Source organism: Tahibacter sp. (genome assembly GCF_032229445.1).
In the GTDB taxonomy this organism is placed as follows: Bacteria; Pseudomonadota; Gammaproteobacteria; order Xanthomonadales; family Rhodanobacteraceae; genus Tahibacter.
In genome coordinates this window covers 54,703-74,826 of sequence record NZ_JAVTWC010000021.1, presented here as the reverse complement: position 1 = coordinate 74,826, position 20,124 = coordinate 54,703, and the positions used below count along the sequence as shown (strand labels likewise).

Genomic DNA, 20,124 nt, shown 5'->3' with positions numbered 1-20,124 from the left:
CTATGCGTGCTGTTGCAGAGCCCACTGCACATGCTCGCGCACGAGTTCCGAGGGATGCTGCGCGCGGCTGCGCAAGGCGTCGAGCACAGCCGCATGGCCGCGCGCATTGCCGAGCGCGACCGCGATATTGCGCAGCCAGCGCTCGTGGCCGATGCGGCGGATCGCCGAGCCTTCGGTGCGGCGCAGAAATTCTTCTTCGGTCCAGCCGAACAGGTCGACCAACGTGGCACCGTCGAGCCGGTGGCGCGGCGTGAAGTCGATTTCCTCGGTGGCCTGAGCGAATTTGTTCCAGGGACAGACCAGCTGACAGTCGTCACAGCCGTAGATGCGGTTGCCGATCGCGCGGCGGAATTCGAGCGGAATGCTGCCGTGGAGTTCGATTGTGAGGTAGGAAATGCAGCGGCGCGCATCGACCTGGTACGGCGCGACGATGGCCTGGGTCGGGCAGATGTCGATGCAGCGCGCGCAGGTGCCGCAATGTGCGCTTGCGGCCGTGTCCAGCGGCAGCGGCAGATCGGTGTACAGCTCACCGAGAAAGAACCACGAGCCCGCGTGGCGGTTGATCAGGCAGGTGTGCTTGCCGATCCAGCCCAGGCCCGCATCACGTGCCAGCGCGCGTTCCAGTACCGGTGCGGAGTCGACGAACGCGCGATAGCCGAACGGACCGGTTTCGCCAGCGATGCGGTCGGCGAGCTGCTGCAGCCGGTTGCGCATGAGCTTGTGGTAGTCGCGTCCCAACGCATAGCGCGACACATAGCCCAGGCTCGCATCGCCGATGACGTCCCAGCCGTTGGCTATGCCAGGCGGGGCGTAGTCCATGCGCACCGAGATCACGCGGATCGTGCCGGGCTGCAACTCCTGCGGCCGGCTGCGCCGCGTTCCGTGGCGCTGCATGTACTCCATCTCGCCATGGCGTCCCGCCGCCAGCCAGTTCAGCAGATGGGTCTCGTCGGCGCCGAGTTCGGTGCCGGCGATACCGACCTGCTGGAAGCCCAGTTCGGCGCCCCAGCGGCGGATGGTGGTAGCGAGTTCGGCGTAGTCCATGGATTCTTCGTGCGGTCGGGCAGGTGGCGCGGCACGCCGCTGACCGGCCAGCGGGGGATTGTAGGCTGGCCCCGCATGATTTGCCTGCGCGCAGGTTCGCGGCCCGAATTGCGCTTGGATACAAACACTGCACAGTCCGGTCAATAATCGCCCTCATGAGCATGCCGTTTACGCGTTACCTCTATACCAGCGCGCAGATGCGCCGCATCGATGCCGGTGCCGGCGCGACGCTCGGCCTGGACAGTCCGGCGCTGATGCAGCGCGCGGCGCAGGCCGCATTCGAGGCGCTGTGCCGGCGCTGGCCACAGGCGCTGCGCATCGCGGTCTGCTGCGGCATCGGCAAGAACGGCGGTGACGGCTATCTCCTTGCGCGCCTCGCGCGCCAGGCCGGACGCGACGTCAGCGTCATCGCGCTGGCCCCGCCGCAGGACACGGATTCACAGCGCGCCGCCGAAGCCTGGCGTGCGAGCGGCGGATTCATCCACCCGTTCGCTGGCGAACACTCGCTGCCGGTCGCCGACCTGTATGTCGACGCGCTTTACGGTATTGGCTTGAACCGGCCGTTGCAGGGTGCCGCCGCCAAGCTGGTCGATGCGCTCAATGCGAGCGGCGTGCCGGTGCTCGCGCTGGACATTCCGTCGGGACTCTCGGCGGATACCGGCGCGGTGCTGGGGACCTGCGTGCGGGCGGCCGCGACAGTCAGCTTCATCGCGTGGAAACGTGGCCAGCATACGGGCGCAGGGCTGGACGCCTGTGGCGAGTGCGAGTTGGCGCCACTGGAGCTGCCCGCGCACATTTTCGAGGAGGAGCGTGCCGGTGCCTGCCTGCTCAACTGGGACACGCTGCTGGGCCTTCTGCAGCCGCGTTCGCGCAATGTGCACAAAGGATTTTTCGGGCATGTGCTGGCGATCGGCGGCGACCAGGGCATGGGGGGCGCGATCCGCCTTGCCGGCGAAGCCGCACTGCGTTGCGGTGCCGGCCTGGTCAGCGTGGCGACGCAGCCGGAGCACCTCGCGCCACTGCTCGCGGCGCGTCCCGAACTCATGGTCTGCTCCGTTTCCGGGCCGCAGGAACTGGATGCCTTGCTCGAGCGGATCACCACGATCGCACTTGGCCCAGGGCTGGGCCAGCGCTCCTGGGGTCATGCGCTGTGGCATCGCGCGCTGGCCAGTGGCAAGCCGGCGGTGCTCGACGCTGATGCGCTGAACCTGCTCGCGCGCCATCCGCGCCGGTTCACCGTGCCGACGGTGCTGACGCCGCACCCGGCCGAAGCCGCCCGCCTGCTGGCCAGCGACACGGCCAGCGTGCAGGCTAACCGCTACGCCGCGGCGCTCGCGATCGCTGAGCGCTACCACGCCGTCGTCGTGCTCAAGGGCGCGGGGTCGCTGATTGCCGCGCCCGGCAGCGCGATCGCGGTCTGTCCCTGGGGCAATCCGGGCATGGCCAGCGGGGGCATGGGCGACGTGCTGACCGGTGTGGTCGCGGCCATGCTTGCGCAAGGAATGGGCGCCTGGGATGCGGCCTGCCTAGCGACCGCGGCGCATGCGCGCGCCGGCGATCTCGCCGCGCTCGACGGCGAGCGCGGCCTGCTCGCCTCTGATCTGTTCGTGTCGCTACGCCGCGTGCTCGGAGGCGCCGCGCATGGCTGAAGTGGGCTTGCACCTGGCAGACGAGGACGCTGTCGCGCTCCTGGCTGCAGAACTGGCGCCGCAGGTTCGCGGCGGCGGCGTAATTTACCTGCGGGGCGATCTCGGCGCCGGCAAGACCACCTTCGCGCGCGCGCTCATCGCTGCGCTCGGCGTGCAGGGACGCATCAAGAGTCCGACCTATAGCCTGATCGAGTCCTATCGTGTCGGCGGCCTCGCGATTCACCACCTCGATCTCTACCGCATCGCCGATCCTGGCGAACTGGAGTGGCTGGGTCTGGACGAATTGCAGGACGAAGCCAGCCTGATCCTGATCGAGTGGCCCGAGCGCGGCGGCGACGCGCTGCCGGCGGCCGATCTGGCGCTGAACCTCGCCCACGCGGACGTCGGACGGACTCTTTTCGCGCGCGCGGCCAGCGCGCGCGGCGGCGCGTGGCTCGCCGGCACAAGCGTCTTGCATTCCGGCGCTTGAAGCGCTTTGCTGACCCGGACCCCAAGGAAACTCATACAGTCCTGTGTTTTTCAACGAAAAAACTTGAAAAGCGCGGCCGTCTGGGTTTGAATCCGCAGTCATGTGGGGAGCTGCCGACATATTGCTGCGTGCTGCCGCCGTCCTGTTCGTCTCGGGGCTTACGGCCACCTGCACCCAGGCTGCGCAGGTCAAGGCGCTGCGCGTCTGGGCCAGCCCCGATTCCACGCGCGCCGTGTTCGACGTGTCCGGCCCGCTCGAATACAAGCTGTTCGAACTCCACAATCCCGATCGCATCGTCCTCGATATCAAGAATTCGACGCTGGCCGAAGGCGTTTCCGCGCCCACCGCCAAGGGCTTGCTCGGTACGGTGCGCCTGGGCAGGCAGGGCAAGAATGATCTGCGCGTCGTATTCGATCTGCCGCAGGGCGTGCGTCCCAAGAGTTTCCTGCTGCCACCGGCGGACAAGTTCGGTCATCGTCTCGTGGTCGACCTGTTTCCGCGCGCCAAGGCCACGCGCGAAGTCGTCAAGAGCGTCGAGGATGTGCTGCCCGGCGACGGGCGAAAGGTCGTGGTCGCGATCGATGCGGGCCACGGCGGCGACGATCCCGGCGCGATCGGTGCATCGGGCACCCACGAGAAATCGATCACGCTGAACGTCGCGCGCGAAGTCGCCAAGCTCGTCGACGCGCAGCCGGGCATGAAGTCCTACCTCGTGCGCGACGGCGACTACTTCATCCAGCTCACCGATCGCTACAAGAAGGCGCGCGAAGCCAAGGCCGATCTGTTCGTGTCGATCCACGCCGACGCCTGTCCCGGCGCCTGCGGCGCGCGCGGCGCGTCGGTCTGGGTGCTGTCGCCGCGCGGCGCGACGAGCGAAGCGGCGCGCTGGCTGGCGGCGAAGGAAAATAGCGCCGATCTCGTTGGCGGCGTGTCGCTCGACGACAAGGACCAGACCCTCGCCGCCGTGCTGCTCGATCTGTCCCAGGGCGCGACCATGGAAGCCAGCGCGGCGATCGCGCAGATCGTGCTCAAGGCGCTTGGCAAGATCGGTCCGACCCATCGCGGGCATGTGGAAAAAGCGAATTTTGTCGTGCTGCGTTCGCCCGACGTGCCCTCGATCCTGGTCGAGACCGCGTTCATCACGAATCCGTCCGAGGAAAAGCGCCTGACCGATCCGGTGCATCGCGGCAAGCTCGCGGCGGCAGTGGTCGAGGGCATCAAGACCTATTTCACGCAGACCCCGCCGCCCGGCACCTGGTTCGCCGCCAACAGCACAGGCCGGCGCGGACCGTCCGAACATGTGGTCGCGAGCGGCGAAACGCTCTCCGGCATCGCCGCGCGGCACCGCGTCAGCCTCGGCGCGCTGCGTCAGGCCAACCGCATCGCCAGCGATGGCGGCGTGCGCGTCGGTGACGTGCTGGATATTCCACCGCAGGGATAGTCGAGTGTGAGGACCGCATCGAGGTCGATGCTGCCGGCGACGATCGCGATCACGCCGGCGGTGTCGAAGTTGCTGCAGCCTTCGACCGAGATCAGGCGTGTGCCGTCTGCGCTGGGGGCGGCGCCGCAGCCAGACTCGTCGCCAGCGCAAACGGCAACCGGCGCCTCATGGATTCACGCCTCGTCCGTGTCGAAGCGGCTTTCGACCTGCTGCAGCCGCTGCTGCAACGCATCGACCAGGCTTTCGAGCTGTTCGATACGCGATTCCAGCGCCTGCGTGCTACCCCCGACGCTGTCGGCCGCCGTCGCCGCGGCATAGTGCTCCGCTGTGACCGGACCGCACAGCAGGTGCATGTAGCGATCCTCGCGCTGGCCGCCGCTGCGCGGAATGCGCACGGCCAGGGCCGGCTCGCGCTGGCTCAGGCGTTCGAGCGTGGAACGTACGTCGTCGAGGCTGGGAAAGTCGGCCAGCCGGTCGCTGCGGGCGAGCAGTTCGGGCACGGTCTGCGGACCGCGCAGCATCATCAGCGCGAGCAGCGCGCGCTGACGCGGCGTGATATTCAGCGCCTGGTCCATACGGTGTTCGTAGCGCGACGCGCGGGCCGACATCGAGCCGGCCACCAGACGCTTGCCTTCGAGCTGGCGCAGCGCGTGGCCGACGGCGCCGGGCTCGAGTTCCAGGATGGGGTCGCGGTTGGTTTTCTGGTTGCACGCCGAGACGACGGCGTTGAGTGTCAGCGGGTAGGTCTCCGGCGTTGTCGCGGCTTTCTCGACGAGACAGCCGAGAACCCGGGCTTCGATCGGCAGCAGCAGGGCAGGGCTGCCTGCGTCGTTCTGTTCGGACTCGCTCAAGGTTCGCTCCTGGGTCGGAATGGCGGAATGGTAGACGCAAATGCGCGCCGGAAAACGCGTTGACTCGCGCAGCGGCCTCGTTTCGCCGCGCGTCGGTGTCGTTCTGGTCAGGCGAGGATCTGCGCCGCCTGCACCAGCGCGGCGACCTTTCGCGCGTCGACGGCGGTGCCGCTGAGCACAGCGCCGTACGCATGCGCCGAGACACGACCGCGCGACAGCGGCAGCTGATGCAGGAGCCCCGGCATCATGGCGGCGCCGATTCCGCCGCCAAGGACGATCTCGACGCGCGGGCCGGCCTGATCGATCAGTTGCGCTAGCCTGACCGCTCCGTCCGCGGCGCTCGCACCGCTGCCCCAGGGCTTTCCGCTGGTCATGATGCGATCGGCGCCGAGGGCAATCAGCCCCTCCAGCCCGGCGACGTGGTCGTCGAGCGCGTCGAACGCACGATGGAACGTGGTGCGAAGACCGCGCCCGCGCGCTGCAGCGAACAGGGTTTCCAGCGCGGCCAGCGGCAGCTTGCCGTCTCGCACCACACCGAACACGACGCCGTCGGCACCTTCGCCGGCGGCCATGGCGATCTGCTCGCCCATCACGGCGATCTCGGCCGGTGAGTAGTCGAAATCACCGGCGCGCGGACGGATCATCGGGAACAGGCCGGTGCGCGGGAAATGGCGCCGGGCGATGCGCAGGTCGGCGATCTGCGGCGTCAGGCCCTGCAGGGCCATATCGCGGCACAGTTCCACGCTTGCTGCGCCGCCGTCGAAAGCGGCGGCGCAGTCGGCCTGGAGCAGGTGCGGGCCAGTGCAGCCAATGCAGATTTCGATAGCGATTGCAGGCATGGAGATCGGCGGCCGGTTGACGGGAACGGCGGTGCGTAGACAGGCTGTTGCAGGGCTGCGCAGCGAACCGCGACGTTTCGTGCGCGGGCGCCGCGGCGCCGATGGAAATTCGCGGCACGAGGCGGGTCTTGCGCGAGCCCGTGCTGACGAACGCTTCACACGCCGGATTTTCCAGTCGCTATCATCGGACAAGGAGGTGACGCCATGAAACGGTTTTTTCTCCTGTTCCTGCTGACCGGATTCAGTGCGCCGGCGCGCGCCGTATTCCTCGACTGCATCTTCAACGATGGTGCGGAGGGCGAAGCGGCGACGGTTCCAGCCAACTGGAAGCCGCTGCTGACGATCCACAACTGCGCGCGCAAGACGGTCATTCCCGCGGCGACGCCGAAGCTGGGCGTGCTGCGCTGGAACACGACCATCGCGGCGTCGGCGCAGACCTATGCGAACAACTGCCAGTACGCACACAACGCCAGTACGCCCTATGGCGAGAATCTCTATGCCGGCGCGGTGTCGTCGGGCTTCCCGTCCAATGTCGAGGCGGCCGCGGCGAACGGCTGGGCCGCCGAGATCTCGGCCTACAACTACGCGGCGAACTCGTGTTCAGGTGTCTGCGGCCACTACACCCAGATGGTCTGGCGCTCGACGACGGAGATCGGCTGCGGCATCCGCCAGTGCACGGCCAACTCGCCGTTCCAGCCGCCATTCACAAGCTGGACGCTGGTCGTGTGCAACTACAATCCGGGCGGGAATGTAAGCGGGCAGCGACCGTACTGATCGATACCGACTGATCGACACCGACCTCAAGTCAGACGGGGCTTTGTGCGCGCGGCGCCGGTCGCGTGGCAGCGATGCCGAGGCTGCTGTCGGCACGCGCAATCGCCTGCACCTGGCCCTGATCGCTATGCGCGGCGATAGCGAATCCACCCATAGATCGGAATCCCGGCGAGCAGCAGCGCGCCGCCCCAGCGCAGCGCCTGCGCGCCGGTACCGGCGAGGGCATAGAGCGAATAGATCGCCGCCAGCAGCGCGACGATCGCGTAGGGTGAGCGCCGCTGCAGCCGCAGCAGCCCCAGCGAACAAATCAGGAACGGCAGCAGTGATGCAGCTGTGGACAGCAGGATGGACCAGGTGAACAGGCTGACCAGGCTTGCGTTGTAGTTCGCCACGACGAGCAGGCTCGACAAGGTCGCGCCGATCAGCAGCGCGGCGCGCGGCGTGCCGTTCGCGTCGACGCGACCGAACACGGCCGGGAACAGCCCGTTACGTGCGGTTGCCAGCGGCAACTGTCCGAGCATCAGTACCCAGCCGTTGAGCGCACCCAGGCAGGTGATCGCCGCGACGATCGCAACCACATAGCCCGCCGCGTCGCCGAGCAGCAGACGCACCGCATCGACGAACGGCGCGCCGGAGGTCGCGAGCGATGCGGGTGGCACGAGCCGCAGCACGGCGCTGCACGCGGCAATGGTCACGGCGATCGCGATCGCCGTGCCGAGCAGCGTCGCGCGCGGCACCGTGCGCTGCGGATCGGCCACGGCCGCCGCCGGCACGGTCGCGCTTTCGAGGCCGAGGAACGCCCACAGGGTCAGCGCCGAGGTCGCGACCGCGACCTGCAGCAGGCTTTGCCCGCTGGGATTGAATGGCGCGGCGGCGACGGCCCGGGCGGGGTCGAACACGAGCAGTCCGACGGCCGCGAACACGACCAGCGCGGCGACCTTCAGCAGCGTGGTCACGAGCTGCACGCTCCCAGCGGTACGCAGGCCGCTGATATTCAGAAGAGTACAAATCCATAAAGAAACAATCGAGCAGGCTGCCGCGCGCGCCGGCGTCGCCGTCAGCGCCGGCACGCAGGCGCCAGCGTAGCCGGTCAGGGCGATCGCGATCGCCGGCACCGCGCTCCAGATCGAGATCCAGTAGCACCAGGCCACGATGAAGCCGATCGCATCGCCGAAAGCAAAGCGCGCGAACGCGTACGGGCCGCCGGACACGGCCGGCAGCAACTGTCCCAGGCGCGCGAACGTCGCAGCGAGCAGCAGCGCGCCGACGGTGCTGATCGCCCAGCCCAGCGTGCTCGCCATACCGTACGCCGCGAGCGAACTGGGCAGCAGGAACAGGCCCGAGCCGATCATGTTGCCGACGACGAGCGCGGTGGCGGTCCACAGGCCGATGGGCTGCGCCATGGCCGGCTGCGCCGTTGCAGGCGCGGCGGCGCGCGCCCGATGTTCAGGGTTCACGCCAGGCACGCCGCAGCAGCTCGTGGAAATGATGCACGCCGCTCTCGCGCCGCGGGCAGAGCCGGCCGGCGAGGTAGGAGCCGCAGGCCAGGCGCTTCTGCACCGCGAGGCATATGTCCACGTCCTCCTGCTGCACGGCGTCGCTGAACTGCTGGTCCTGGCGCCGCCGCTGCTGCTCCGTCTCGTCGGGCTGCGCGGGATAGTAGTAGTCGAAATCCACGCGGCAGCGGTCGGGCGCGAGCGCCACGACCCGATTCGTCTGCAGGCGGCCCGGCAGGATGTTCAACATCGTATTCGGCCAGATGTAGTAGTACAGCGCGTCGCCCTGGCCGTAGAAGTTGCCGCTGTTTTCCAGTGGGCTCCACTGCAGCGAGTGCCAGGGTGCGACCTCGGTGCGGTAGCTGCGGTAGTCGAGCAGGCGATTGAGTTCCGGATGGATGTGCGGAACGTGGTAGCCCTCGAGATAGTTGTCGACGTAGACCTTCCAGTTGCAGCCGATCTCGTAGCTGTCGCGATGGCTGTAGACGAGCGCCGCCAGGTCGTGACCCCGCAGTCGATCGGCGATGCCGTCCAGCAGTTCGGCCAGGCCGGTCTCGGGCGCGAGTGCGGCGAATACCTGCCCCTGCCAGGTGTCCACGGCTATGCGCGGCAACTGCACGGTGCCTATGTCGAAGTCCTGTGCGGAATCCATTTCCGGCGCGCTGCGCAGTTGTCCGTCGAGGGTATAGGTCCAGCCGTGGTAGCGGCAGCGCAGCGCACGCGCGCCGCGGCCGTTGCACCAGGCCAGCGGTCCGGCGCGATGGCGGCAGACGTTGTGGAAGCCGCGCAGCTCGCCGTCGTCGCCGCGCATCAGCACGACCGGCACCCCGGCGATCTCGTCGACGACGTGATCGCCAGGTTCGCGCAATTGCGCAGCGTGCGCGACAAGCTGCCAGCTGCCCGCGAACACGCGGCGTGTTTCCTGCGCCGCGGCGTCGGCGTCGGTATAGAACGGTGCGGGCAGGGCGCTTGCGCGCTCCAGCGGCTGCGGCCGCAGCCAGTCGGGATCAGGTCGGAAGGGCATGGGCATGCGGTGGTATCTGCTTTGATTCTGGAGCCCCCTTGAGTCAAGGGGGCGGCCAAAGGCCTGCGAAGCAGGCGTTTGGCGGGGTTGTGGAGATCTGGTGCTGAGTACAACAGCGGTAGTGCCAAGGCTTGTTCAGAACTTCCTTCGTGATGCCGCGACTGTAGCGCCGCACGACGGCGCGCGCTTGCGGCGGCGTTCCTTTCCTTCCATCGCAACAATCGGCACACTCCGGGCGGATCGACAGGCGAGGCTCCCAGCTGCGTCACGTCAGGAGCCTCTCGACGCAACGCTAGTGCGGCGAGGAGGTGATGGTGCGTCCCACCGATATCCGTGTCCCCGATTACTTCCACAAAGTCGTCGATTGCCAGTGGGCCTGTCCGGCCCACACTCCGGTCCCCGAATACATCCGCCTGATCGCGGCAGGGCGCTACGCCGATGCCTATCTGGTCAACTGGAAATCCAACGTGTTTCCCGGTGTGCTCGGCCGCACCTGCGACCGGCCCTGCGAGCCCGCCTGCCGGCGCGGCCGCGTCGAGGAAAACAATGGCGAGTCGCCCGAGCCCGTCGCGATCTGCCGCCTCAAACGCGTCGCCGCCGACAACAAGGGCGACATCAGCGCGCGCCTGCCGCGTGCCGGCAAACCCAATGGCCGGCGTATCGCCTGTGTCGGCGCCGGACCGGCCTCGCTGACGGTCGCGCGCGATCTCGCGCCGCTGGGCTACCAGGTCACCGTGTTCGATGGCGAAGCCAAGGCGGGCGGCTTCATCCGCACGCAGATCCCGCGCTTCCGCCTGCCCGAGTCGGTCATCGACGAGGAGACCGGCTACATCCTCGGTCTCGGCGTCGAATTCCGCAGCGGCGAGCGCATCGACTCGCTCAAGCAGCTGCTGACGCAGGGCTACGACGCGATCTTCGTCGGCTGCGGCGCACCGCGTGGTCGCGATCTGAATCTACCCGGACGGCAGGACTGCGCGGCGAACATCCATATCGGTATCGACTGGCTGGCTTCGGTGTCCTTCGGCCATGTCGACGCCATCGGCCGCCGCGTCATCGTGCTCGGCGGCGGCAACACCGCGATGGACTGCTGCCGTTCCGCCCGCCGCCTCGGCGGCACCGAGGTGAAGGTACTGGTGCGCTCGGGCTTCGACGAGATGAAGGCCTCTCCCTGGGAAAAGGAAGACGCGCAGCACGAAGGCATTCCGATTCTCGACTACCACGTACCCAAAGCCTACCTGCACGAGAACGGCCGCCTCACCGCGATGCAGTTCGAGCGTGTGCGCGCCGAGCGCGATGCCAAAGGCCGACGCCAGCTCGTACCGAGCGGCGAGCCGGATGTGATCGTGCCCTGCGACGACGTGCTCGTCGCGGTCGGCCAGGAAAACGCCTTCCCGTGGATCGAGCGCGACAGCGGCATCGCCTTCGACGAATGGGGCATGCCGGTGGTCGACAAGGTCACCTTCCAGTCCAGCCTGCCGCAGGTTTTCTTCGGCGGCGACGCGGCATTCGGGCCGAAGAACATCATCTGGGCTGTCGCCCACGGCCACGACGCGGCCGTGTCGATCGACAAGCTGCTCAACGGCGAGGACGTGCACGAGCGGCCGCCGCCGATGGTCACCCTGCTGTCGCAGAAGATGGGCATCCACGAGTGGAGCTACGACAACGAGGTCTCGCCCGACGACCGCTACAAGGTGCCCTGGGCACCGAGCGAAACGACGCTCGCCAACATCAAGGTCGAGGTCGAGCTCGGCTTCGATGCGGCGACTGCGCTCAAGGAAACCCAGCGCTGCCTCAACTGCGACGTGCAGACCGTGTTCACCGAAAAGACCTGCATCGAATGCGATGCCTGTGTCGACATCTGCCCGATGGACTGCATCAGCTTCACGCCCAACGACGAGGAGCCCGCGCTGCGCGCGCGCCTGACCGCGCCGGCGCTGAACCTGGCGCAGGACCTGTATGTCTCTGGCGCGCTCAAGACCGGCCGCGTCATGGTCAAGGACGAAGACGTCTGCCTGCACTGCAGCCTTTGCGCCGAACGCTGCCCGACCGGTGCCTGGGACATGCACAAATACCTGATCGAGATGACCCACGCGGGACCGGGCTGTCGCAGCAAGGGCGCATGCCGGGAGGCGGCGTGATGGCGTCCGTTCCCGTCGAAACCGCGGTCGATCCGACGCCGCTTGCCGCCATCAACGATTTCGTCATCAAGTTCGCCAATGTCAACGGATCGGGTTCCGCGTCGGCGAATGAACTGTTCGCCAAGTCCATTCTGCGCATGGGCGTGCCGGTCAGCCCGCGCAACATTTTCCCGTCCAACATCCAGGGCCTGCCGACCTGGTACGAGGTGCGTGTCAACGAACACGGCTGGCTCGGTCGCCGCGGCGGCGTGGATCTCATGGTCGCGATGAACCCGCAGACCTGGGACGCGGACCTGAAGGAAATCACGCCCGGCGGCTATCTGTTCTACGACTCGACCAAGCCGCTGCCGCGAGCGAAGTTCCGCGACGACGTCCACGTCATCGGCGTGCCGCTGACCGACATCTGCAGCCGGCACTACTCGATCGCGCGCGAGCGCCAGCTGTTCAAGAACATCATGTACATCGGTGCGCTGTCGGCGCTGCTGGACATCGCGCCCGAGGTCATCGAGACCCTGCTCGCAGAACAGTACCGGAGCAAGGAAAAACTGCTCGACGCGAACCGGCAGGCGTTCCACCTGGGCCGCCAGTACGTCCTCGATCACCTGACGTATCCGCTGGGCCTGCGCGTGCGCCACGCCGACCGCGTCGGCGAACGCATCTTCGTCGACGGCAACACGGCCGCCGCGCTGGGCTGCGTCTACGGCGGCGCGACGGTCTGCGCGTGGTATCCGATCACGCCATCCTCGTCGGTGGCTGAGGCTTTCGAGAAATATTGCGCGAAGTACCGCGTCGACGCCGCCACGGGCACCAACAAGTTCGCAATCGTGCAGGCCGAGGACGAGATTGCGTCGATCGGCATGGTCGTCGGCGCCGGCTGGAACGGCGCGCGTGCGTTCACGGCGACGTCGGGACCGGGCATCTCACTGATGAACGAGTTCATCGGCCTGGCCTATTTCGCCGAGATTCCCGTCACCGTCATCGACGTGCAGCGCGGCGGCCCGTCGACCGGTATGCCGACGCGCACGCAGCAGTCCGATGTGCTCGCCTGTGCCTACGCCTCGCACGGCGACACCAAGCACGTACTGCTGCTGCCGGAAGACCCGACCGAGTGCTTCGAGTTCTGCGCCGCGGCGCTGGATCTGGCCGATCGGCTGCAGACGCCGATCTTCGTGCTGACCGATCTGGACATCGGCATGAACCAGCGCCTTTGCGCGCCACTGGCCTGGGACGATGCGCGCGCCTACGACCGCGGCAAGGTCATGACGGCGGAAGAACTGGAAGCGGGCAGGGACTTCGGCCGCTACAACGACGTCGACGGCGACGGCATTCCCTACCGCACCTATCCGGGCACGCATCCGACCAAGGGCGCGTATTTCACGCGCGGCACGTCGCGCGACCCTTACGCGCGCTATTCCGAGCGCGGCGCAGACTACGTCTACAACATGCAGCGCCTGCTGCGTAAGTTCGACAGCGCGCGAGGACTGGTGCCGCCGCCGCTCGCGCGTGCCGCCGCGCGTAACACGCGGTTCGGCGCGATCTACTACGGTTCGACCAGCCCGGCCATGGACGAAGCGATCGCGCTGCTCGAACACGACGGCCTGTTCGTCGACACCCTGCGCGTGCGCGCGTTCCCGTTTCCCGACGCGGTGCGCGATTTCATCGAAGCGCACGACGCGGTCTACGTCGTGGAGCAGAATCGCGACGCGCAGCTGCGCAGCCTCATCGTCAACGAGTTCGACATCGACCCCGCGCGCGTGCCGGCCGTGCTGCACTACGACGGCACGCCGATCACGGCGCGCTTCATCGCCGGCGCGATCGCCGCGCGCATGCGTCCGTCAGGCAACGCACCTGGCACCAGACCCGGAGGACTGTCCTGATGGAGCAGGTCATCGTCACGCAGATCCTGTCCTATGTCATGCCGCTGATCGTGCTCGTGGCGCTGGCCGTGCTGCTGAGCAAGACCGGTTCGCCCTGGCTGATCGCGGCACTCGTGGCCGAAGTAGTATCGCTGCTGTTCCGCATTGCGATGGAGTTCGGTGCGCATCGCCTGGTCGAGTCGCAACTGTTCATGAGCGCCTGGCAATTGTGCGGACTGCTGTTCGGCGTCTGCCTGCTCGGCTTCGCCGTGACCTGGCAGCCGCAAACGTCCACGCGCCGGGGAACGCCATGACTTTCATCGCCAAGCCCAAGCTGCATCACCCGACCTTGCCGCAGAACGGGCTGTGCTACACGCGGCGCGACTACGAAGGCAAGATCAGCACGCTCTGCGCCGGCTGCGGCCACGATTCGATTTCTGCCGCGATCATCCAGGCGTGCTGGGAACTCGAAGTCGAACCGCACCGTCTGGCCAAGCTCTCCGGCATCGGCTGCAGCTCCAAGACACCCGATTATTTTCTCGGCCAGTCGCACGGCTTCAATACCGTGCACGGGCGCATGCCGTCGGTGCTGACCGGCGCGAATCTCGCCAATCGCGACCTGATCTATCTCGGCGTTTCCGGCGACGGCGATTCCGCCTCCATCGGCATCGGCCAGTTCGTGCACGCGACACGGCGCGGCGTGAACATGGCCTACATCGTCGAGAACAACGGCGTCTATGGACTGACCAAGGGCCAGTTCTCCGCCACCGCCGATCAGGGCAGCACCTCCAAGCGCGGCGTCGTCAACGCCGACAGTCCGATCGATCTGGTCGGCCTTGCGCTGCAGCTCGGCGCGAGCTATGTCGGCCGCAGCTTCAGCGGCGACAAGGCCCAGCTCGTGCCGCTGATAAAGGGAGCGCTGGCCCATCGCGGCGCCGCATTCATCGACGTCATCAGTCCGTGCGTCGCGTTCAACAACCACGCCGGCAGCACCAAGAGCTACGAATACGTGCGCGCGCACAACGATGCGGTCAATCGCCTCGACGTGATCCCACAACGTAAGGAAATCAGCGTCGACTATGCGGCTGGACAGACCATCGAAGTCGAGCAGCACAACGGTTCGCTGCTGCGCCTGCACAAGCTAGACGCCGACTACGACCCGCGCGATCGCATCGCCGCGATGAACTACATCCAGCAGCATCAGGCCAAGGGTGAAGTCGTCACCGGCCTGCTCTACGTCGAGGCCGAGGCGCAGGACCTTCACACCCACCTGAAGACCGTCGCGACGCCGTTCAACCAGCTCGATGTGGCGCAGTTGTCGCCGGGCGCGGCCGCATTGGCAAAGATCAACGCGGGCTTCCGCTGAGGCAGTAGCCGGCCTGCCGATTGGGCGAGGCGTAGCGCCGAACTGCTGCCTGAAGCGAGTCGCCCTACGCAAGAACCCGCGCCGACTGGGTCTGACTGCCGCGAGGCAGGTTGCTGGGTCGCTGTACGCGTGCACGCGAACGTGGGACGCCGCGTCCACGCGCATACGGTAGTGCGCCCGACCTTGCCTGCGGCGGCGCGCCCCGGCACGCTTGCGCGAATCCTGAGGAGTCGTGCTCGTGTCCGAGGTCCAGCCATCGTCGTCCGCAATGACCACGGCGCAGCGCCTGCGCTCGATCTTCAGCGGCTCGGTCGGCAATCTCGTCGAGTGGTACGACTGGTACGCGTATACCGCGTTCGCGCTGTATTTCGCGCCGGTGTTCTTTCCGGACGGCGACCAGACCGCGCAGCTGCTGAACACGGCCGCGATCTTTGCCGTCGGCTTCCTGATGCGGCCGCTGGGCGCCTGGCTGCTCGGCGAGTACGCTGACCGGCGCGGTCGCAAGGCGGCGCTGGTGCTGTCGGTGCTGATGATGTGTGCCGGCTCGCTGATGATCGCGCTGACGCCGGGCTACGCGCAGATCGGCGTGGCCGCGCCGGTGCTGCTGCTCGTCGCGCGCCTGCTGCAGGGCTTGAGCGTCGGTGGTGAATACGGCGCGTCGGCGACCTACCTCAGCGAAATGGCCAGCCGCGAGCACCGCGGCTTCTGGTCGAGCTTCCAGTACGTGACCCTGATCATGGGCCAGCTACTTGCGCTGGCCGTGCTGATCCTGCTGCAGCGCTTCCTGCTGACCTCCGAACAATTGCACGACTGGGGCTGGCGCATTCCGTTCGTGATCGGCGCGCTGGCCGCGCTGGTGTCGCTGTACCTGCGCCGCACCATGGTCGAGACCGAATCGTTCGTTGGCCAGTCCGCTGCCGGCCCCTCGCGGCATGGTCTGCGCGAGCTGCTGCGACATCCGCGCGAAGTTGCGACCGTGGTCGGGCTGACCCTGGGCGGCACGCTCGCTTTTTATACCTTTACCGTCTACATGCAGAAATACCTCGTCCTCAGCGCCGGCATGAGCAAGGACGACGCGACCGCGGTGTCGGCGGCCGCGCTGTTCGTGTTCATGCTGCTGCAGCCGGTGGTCGGCGCGCTGTCGGACCGCATCGGCCGGCGCCCGCTGCTGATCGGCTTCGGTGTGCTCGGTACGCTGGGCACGGTGCCGCTGTTCAGCGCATTGGGGCCGGGCGTGAGTCCGCTGCACGCGTTTGCCCTGATCCTGCTCGCGCTCACCGCGGTCAGCGGCTATACCGCGATCAACGCGGTGGTGAAGGCCGAGCTGTTCCCGGTGCAGGTACGCGCGCTCGGCGTCGGCCTGCCGTATGCGCTGGCCGTGTCCGTGTTTGGCGGCACGGCCGAATTCCTGGCGCTGTGGTTCAAGCAGCGCGGCAGCGAGTCGGGCTTCTACTGGTACATAACGGCCTGCATCGCCGTCTCGCTGCTGGTGTATCTGTTCACCGCCGATACGCGGCGCACGTCGCGGATCGACCGCGATTCCGCCGGTGCTCCGCCATGATCCGTGCACGCGCAGGGCAAGGGGCATGAACCGCATCGCCTACGGCTGCCTGCTGGGCCTGGGCGGCTGGCTGATCGCTGGGGTGGCGATCGCGTTCTATCTGCGGCGCATGGGCGCCGCGCCGGACGCCTCGTTCGGCGCGGCCGTATTCCTTGGACTTATCTTCTGGGCCGGAGTCGGCCTGCTGTATTCGGCGCTGCGCGGCCTGCGCGAGTGGTGGGCGCTGCGCGCCGCGCTGGTCGGCGGCGAACCCGTCGATGGCGCTGGTGCTGTGCTGGTCGGCACGCTGCAACCGCGTGCCACCTGCCTGCAGGCGCCGTTCGACGGCGAGGAATGCGTCGCGTATGCCTACAAGGTCCAGCTCGACAGCGGGAGCGGACGGCAGCGAACCATCACGACGTGTTTCGAAGGCGTGGGCCTGGCGCCGTGCACGATCGCCACGGCAGTCGGTTACTTCCGTCTCCTCACCGTGGCGGAACTCGATCCGGGCACGACCTCGAGCACCAACCTGCAACGCGCGCAAGTCGAACGCTACGTGCGCGTCACGACGTTTCAGCCCAGGACGCAGTCGGCCAGTGAACTGCTGCGGCGCTGGGACGATGCGGACGGCAACTACCGCAGCGATATCGCCGCGGTATCGCCCGAGCGGGTCGACTGGGCGCGCTGCACGTTCTCGCAGCAGGTAGTAAGGCCCGACAGTCCGGTTTGCGTGATCGGCTATTTTTCCGCCGCGCAGCGTGCCTTCGTGGTGCCGCCGGCCTGGGCGGCCGCGACGCGGATCCTCGGCGGTCGTCCCGATGCGGTCGCACTTGCGATCGCCGCGACCGCGCGCAGCCGGCTGCTCTGGGGATTCGTGCTGATCGGCGTGGTACTGGCTGCCGCGTGGGCCATCGCGCGCAATTCGTGAATTCCGCCACGAGCACCCCCGTAATCGTGATGGACGCCCGCGTTCACGGCCCCGCTTTACACGCTCAGAGGCCTTCACGGTAAGCTAAGGAAGTTTTAACAATCGCGAGGAGTCGGGGTCATGGGGAAGTCACGTTTGTGGAAAGCGCTTTGGGCAGCGGGCGCGTTCGGTTGCATCGCGGCACTGGCGCCGGCGGGTAGCGCATCGGCCGCGGAGAATGCGGAAACGGAATCCGCGCAGGACGGTACCGGCAGCGGTGAGGCGCAGGAACTGGAAGCGATCTCGGTCGTCGGCTCGCGCCGCTACGGCCGATCCTCCGAAACGCTGACGCCGGTGCCGGTCGACGTCATTCCGATGACGGACTTCGCCGAGAAAGGTGCGCAGTTCGATGTGGCGCAGGCACTGCAGTTCATCGCGCCGTCGTTCAACTCCACCCGCCAGACCGGCGCCGACAACGCCGACCTGGTCGACTCGGCCATGCTGCGCGGGCTGGGCTCCGACCAGACGCTGGTGCTGGTCAACGGCAAGCGCCAGCATCAGGCAGCCGTCGTCAACATCTTCGGTGCGCGCAACCGCGGCAACACCGGCACCGATTTCAACACCCTGCCGCCGCTCGCGATCGAGCGCATCGAAGTGCTGCGTGACGGCGCCGCGGCGCAATACGGTTCCGACGCGATTGCCGGCGTCGTAAACGTCGTCATGAAGAAGACCCCCGGCTGCGAGAGCGTGCTCGGCTTCGGCCAGTATTCGCGCGGCGACGGCGAGAATACGCAGGCGTCGGCGTACTGCGGCTTCGAACTCGCCAACGGCGGTACGATCGCGCTGACCGGCGAATGGCTCAAGCGCGGCCGTTCCGACCGGTCCGAACCGCGCGGCAGCCCGCGCACGATCGGCGACACCAAGATGGACAATCGCACCTTGTTCCTCAATGGCGAAATTCCGCTCGGTGACGTGGCGAATTTCTACTTCAGCGGCGGCTACCAGGACCGCTATGCCTCGTCCGGTGCCTTCGGCCGCGGCGGCATCGGCAGCGACGACATTCCGTCGCGCAACTCGGCAGCGATGTATCCCGACGGCTTCGTGCCCTTCATCAATGCCGACATCGAGGATCGCACCCTGATCGCCGGCGTCTGGGCCAACATCGGCGAATGGCGCGCGGACTTCTCGCAGACCTACGGCTACAACGAACTGCTGAACAACATCAGCAATACCTTGAACGCATCGATCGCCAACGAGGACCTGCTCAACGGCGGTCAGGGCCTGAGCCCGAACAAGTTCGACGCCGGCGGCTACGCGTTCACGCAATACACGACCAACGTGGACTTCTCGCGCTATCTCGACAGCGTGCTCGCCGGCACCAACGTCGCGTTCGGCCTGGAACGCCGCCGCGAGAACTACGAGATCGTCGCCGGCGAACGCGGCTCCTGGGATGATTTCGACGGTCCCGGCGGCGGTAATGCCGGCAGCCAGGGTTATCCCGGTTTCCAGCCTGGCGACGAGACCGATTCCAGCCGCACGAGCTGGGCGGCCTATGGCGACGTCGAGTTCAACTGGACCGACCGCTTCATGACCGGTGTGGCAGGCCGCTTCGAGGACTATGACGACTTCGGCAAGACCACTACGGGCAAGCTGACCTCGTCGTTCAAGGCGACAGACACTCTCCTGTTGCGCGGTTCAGCCAGCACCGGCTTCCGCGCACCATCGCTGCAGCAGCGCGATTTCCAGTCGACGTACACGGAGTTCGTCGGCGGTGATCCGCTCGACATCCTGCTTGCCCGCAATGGCAGCGCCATCGCGAATGCGGCCGGGGTCGATCTGTTGCGCGAGGAAAAAGCCACGAGCTATACGCTGGGCTTCGCCTGGAGTCCGCTCGACAACCTCACCGTGACCGTCGACGGCTATCGCATCGACATCGACGATCGCGTCGTGCTGTCGGGCCAGTTCGGCGTCGACAGTCCGGCCATCAGCGACGCGCTGCGTCAGATGCTGATCGACGAAGGCGTCGGCGCCGCGGCGTTCTTCGTCAATGCGGCGGACACGCGCACGACCGGCATCGACCTGACCATCGCGCACAGCACGCAGGTCGGTGACGGCGAGCTGACCACCTACTTCGGCCTGAATCACGGCAAGACCGAGATCACGAAGGTCAATGTGCCGGCGCCGTTGCTGACCGCACCGGAAGGTGCGGAAACCTTCCTCTCCGACCGCGAACGCCGCTTCATCGAGGACGGTGCGCCGAGCACCAAGGCAACGCTGACCTTCGACTACTCGATCGGCCAGTGGGACGCGATGTTCAAGATCATCCACTTCGGCTCGCAGACGCTGGGTTCGTTCTCCGGCCCGCCGGTGTTCCTGGAATACGGCGCAAAGACCTCGGCCGACGCGAGCGTGACCTATGCGTTCAACGACAAGGTCAAGCTGACGGTCGGTGCGGCGAATATATTCGACCAGTTCCCGGACCGGCAGAATCCGGACGAGACCGACAACGGCCACGTCTACGACAGCGTGCAGTTCGGCCTCAACGGCACGTCGTACTTCACGCGGCTTGCGGTGAAGTTCTGATCTGAGTTCCATGACGGCGTGAAACGAAAGGCCCGCGCCGCAAGGTGCGGGCCTTTTCGATTGGGCGTCCCAATTGCCGCAAGGACCAGTCACGGATGGCGAGGGTAGTAACGCGCTGCCGCGGTTGCCGCAGGCGCGCGATACGCT

Annotated in this window: 16 protein-coding genes; 11 read left to right on the top strand and 5 right to left on the bottom strand. The window is 67.1% G+C overall.

Translation table 11 applies throughout. The features are described from left to right. Nucleotides 1-1,044, bottom strand: a complete 1,044-nt coding sequence (gene queG / locus RUU78_RS05155) for a tRNA epoxyqueuosine(34) reductase QueG (protein ID WP_313914345.1) — start codon at nucleotides 1,042-1,044, stop codon at nucleotides 1-3. Nucleotides 1,045-1,199: 155 nt separating this feature from the next. Here queG and RUU78_RS05150 point away from each other — a divergent pair, with 155 nt between their 5' ends. The 3 genes from RUU78_RS05150 to RUU78_RS05140 all read left to right on the top strand — a co-directional run bounded on the left by RUU78_RS05150 (nucleotide 1,200) and on the right by RUU78_RS05140 (nucleotide 4,603). Continuing rightward, the gene (locus tag RUU78_RS05150) at nucleotides 1,200-2,693 is read left to right on the top strand and encodes an NAD(P)H-hydrate dehydratase (protein WP_313914343.1); all 1,494 of its coding nucleotides are present in this window, start codon (nucleotides 1,200-1,202) and stop codon (nucleotides 2,691-2,693) included. Next, nucleotides 2,686-3,162: a tRNA (adenosine(37)-N6)-threonylcarbamoyltransferase complex ATPase subunit type 1 TsaE gene (gene tsaE / locus RUU78_RS05145; protein ID WP_313914341.1), complete on the top strand. Its 477-nt coding sequence runs from the start codon at nucleotides 2,686-2,688 to the stop codon at nucleotides 3,160-3,162. The genes RUU78_RS05150 and tsaE overlap by 8 nt, the downstream gene beginning before the upstream one ends. A gap of 100 nt (nucleotides 3,163-3,262) precedes the next feature. Further along, nucleotides 3,263-4,603 carry an N-acetylmuramoyl-L-alanine amidase gene (locus RUU78_RS05140; protein WP_313914339.1) on the top strand — a complete coding sequence of 447 codons (1,341 nt, stop codon included), beginning with the start codon at nucleotides 3,263-3,265 and terminating at the stop codon, nucleotides 4,601-4,603. 173 nt (nucleotides 4,604-4,776) lie between these two features. Here RUU78_RS05140 and RUU78_RS05135 read toward each other — a convergent pair whose 3' ends face one another. Next, nucleotides 4,777-5,454, bottom strand: a complete 678-nt coding sequence (locus tag RUU78_RS05135) for a YceH family protein (RefSeq protein WP_313914337.1) — start codon at nucleotides 5,452-5,454, stop codon at nucleotides 4,777-4,779. 107 nt (nucleotides 5,455-5,561) lie between these two features. Continuing rightward, nucleotides 5,562-6,293: a copper homeostasis protein CutC gene (locus RUU78_RS05130; protein WP_313914336.1), complete on the bottom strand. Its 732-nt coding sequence runs from the start codon at nucleotides 6,291-6,293 to the stop codon at nucleotides 5,562-5,564. Between the two features lie 204 nt (nucleotides 6,294-6,497). Between RUU78_RS05130 and RUU78_RS05125 the strand changes: the two genes are divergently transcribed. Continuing rightward, nucleotides 6,498-7,067 (top strand): CAP domain-containing protein, encoded by a 570-nt coding sequence (locus tag RUU78_RS05125; protein WP_313914333.1) that lies wholly within the window; start codon nucleotides 6,498-6,500, stop codon nucleotides 7,065-7,067. Nucleotides 7,068-7,192: 125 nt separating this feature from the next. On the opposite strand, the gene RUU78_RS05120 is transcribed toward RUU78_RS05125, so the two are convergent. Both RUU78_RS05120 and RUU78_RS05115 read right to left on the bottom strand, forming a co-directional pair. Next, on the bottom strand, nucleotides 7,193-8,524 hold the full coding sequence (locus RUU78_RS05120) for an amino acid permease (RefSeq protein ID WP_313914331.1): 1,332 nt from the start codon (nucleotides 8,522-8,524) through the stop codon (nucleotides 7,193-7,195). Beyond that, complete coding sequence (locus RUU78_RS05115) at nucleotides 8,514-9,587, bottom strand: aromatic ring-hydroxylating dioxygenase subunit alpha (RefSeq protein ID WP_313914329.1); 1,074 nt, start codon at nucleotides 9,585-9,587, stop codon at nucleotides 8,514-8,516. Before RUU78_RS05115 ends, RUU78_RS05120 begins: the two co-directional genes overlap by 11 nt. Before the next feature lie 311 nt (nucleotides 9,588-9,898). On the opposite strand from RUU78_RS05115, the gene RUU78_RS05110 reads away from it, so the two are divergent. The 7 genes from RUU78_RS05110 to RUU78_RS05080 all read left to right on the top strand — a co-directional run bounded on the left by RUU78_RS05110 (nucleotide 9,899) and on the right by RUU78_RS05080 (nucleotide 19,977). Then, nucleotides 9,899-11,725 (top strand): FAD-dependent oxidoreductase, encoded by a 1,827-nt coding sequence (locus tag RUU78_RS05110; RefSeq protein WP_313914327.1) that lies wholly within the window; start codon nucleotides 9,899-9,901, stop codon nucleotides 11,723-11,725. Then, the gene (locus RUU78_RS05105; RefSeq protein ID WP_313914325.1) at nucleotides 11,725-13,602 is read left to right on the top strand and encodes a 2-oxoacid:acceptor oxidoreductase subunit alpha; all 1,878 of its coding nucleotides are present in this window, start codon (nucleotides 11,725-11,727) and stop codon (nucleotides 13,600-13,602) included. Before RUU78_RS05110 ends, RUU78_RS05105 begins: the two co-directional genes overlap by 1 nt. Then, complete coding sequence (locus RUU78_RS05100; protein WP_313914324.1) at nucleotides 13,602-13,895, top strand: hypothetical protein; 294 nt, start codon at nucleotides 13,602-13,604, stop codon at nucleotides 13,893-13,895. Before RUU78_RS05105 ends, RUU78_RS05100 begins: the two co-directional genes overlap by 1 nt. Next, nucleotides 13,892-14,947 (top strand): 2-oxoacid:ferredoxin oxidoreductase subunit beta, encoded by a 1,056-nt coding sequence (locus RUU78_RS05095; protein ID WP_313914322.1) that lies wholly within the window; start codon nucleotides 13,892-13,894, stop codon nucleotides 14,945-14,947. The genes RUU78_RS05100 and RUU78_RS05095 overlap by 4 nt, the downstream gene beginning before the upstream one ends. 238 nt (nucleotides 14,948-15,185) lie before the next feature. Next, the gene (locus tag RUU78_RS05090) at nucleotides 15,186-16,508 is read left to right on the top strand and encodes an MFS transporter (protein WP_343232312.1); all 1,323 of its coding nucleotides are present in this window, start codon (nucleotides 15,186-15,188) and stop codon (nucleotides 16,506-16,508) included. Between the two features lie 25 nt (nucleotides 16,509-16,533). Next, entirely contained in the window at nucleotides 16,534-17,415 is an 882-nt protein-coding gene (locus tag RUU78_RS05085) for a hypothetical protein (protein ID WP_313914320.1), read from the top strand. A 120-nt stretch (nucleotides 17,416-17,535) separates the two neighbouring features. Beyond that, nucleotides 17,536-19,977 (top strand): TonB-dependent receptor, encoded by a 2,442-nt coding sequence (locus RUU78_RS05080; RefSeq protein ID WP_313914318.1) that lies wholly within the window; start codon nucleotides 17,536-17,538, stop codon nucleotides 19,975-19,977. Nucleotides 19,978-20,124 lie beyond the last annotated feature (147 nt).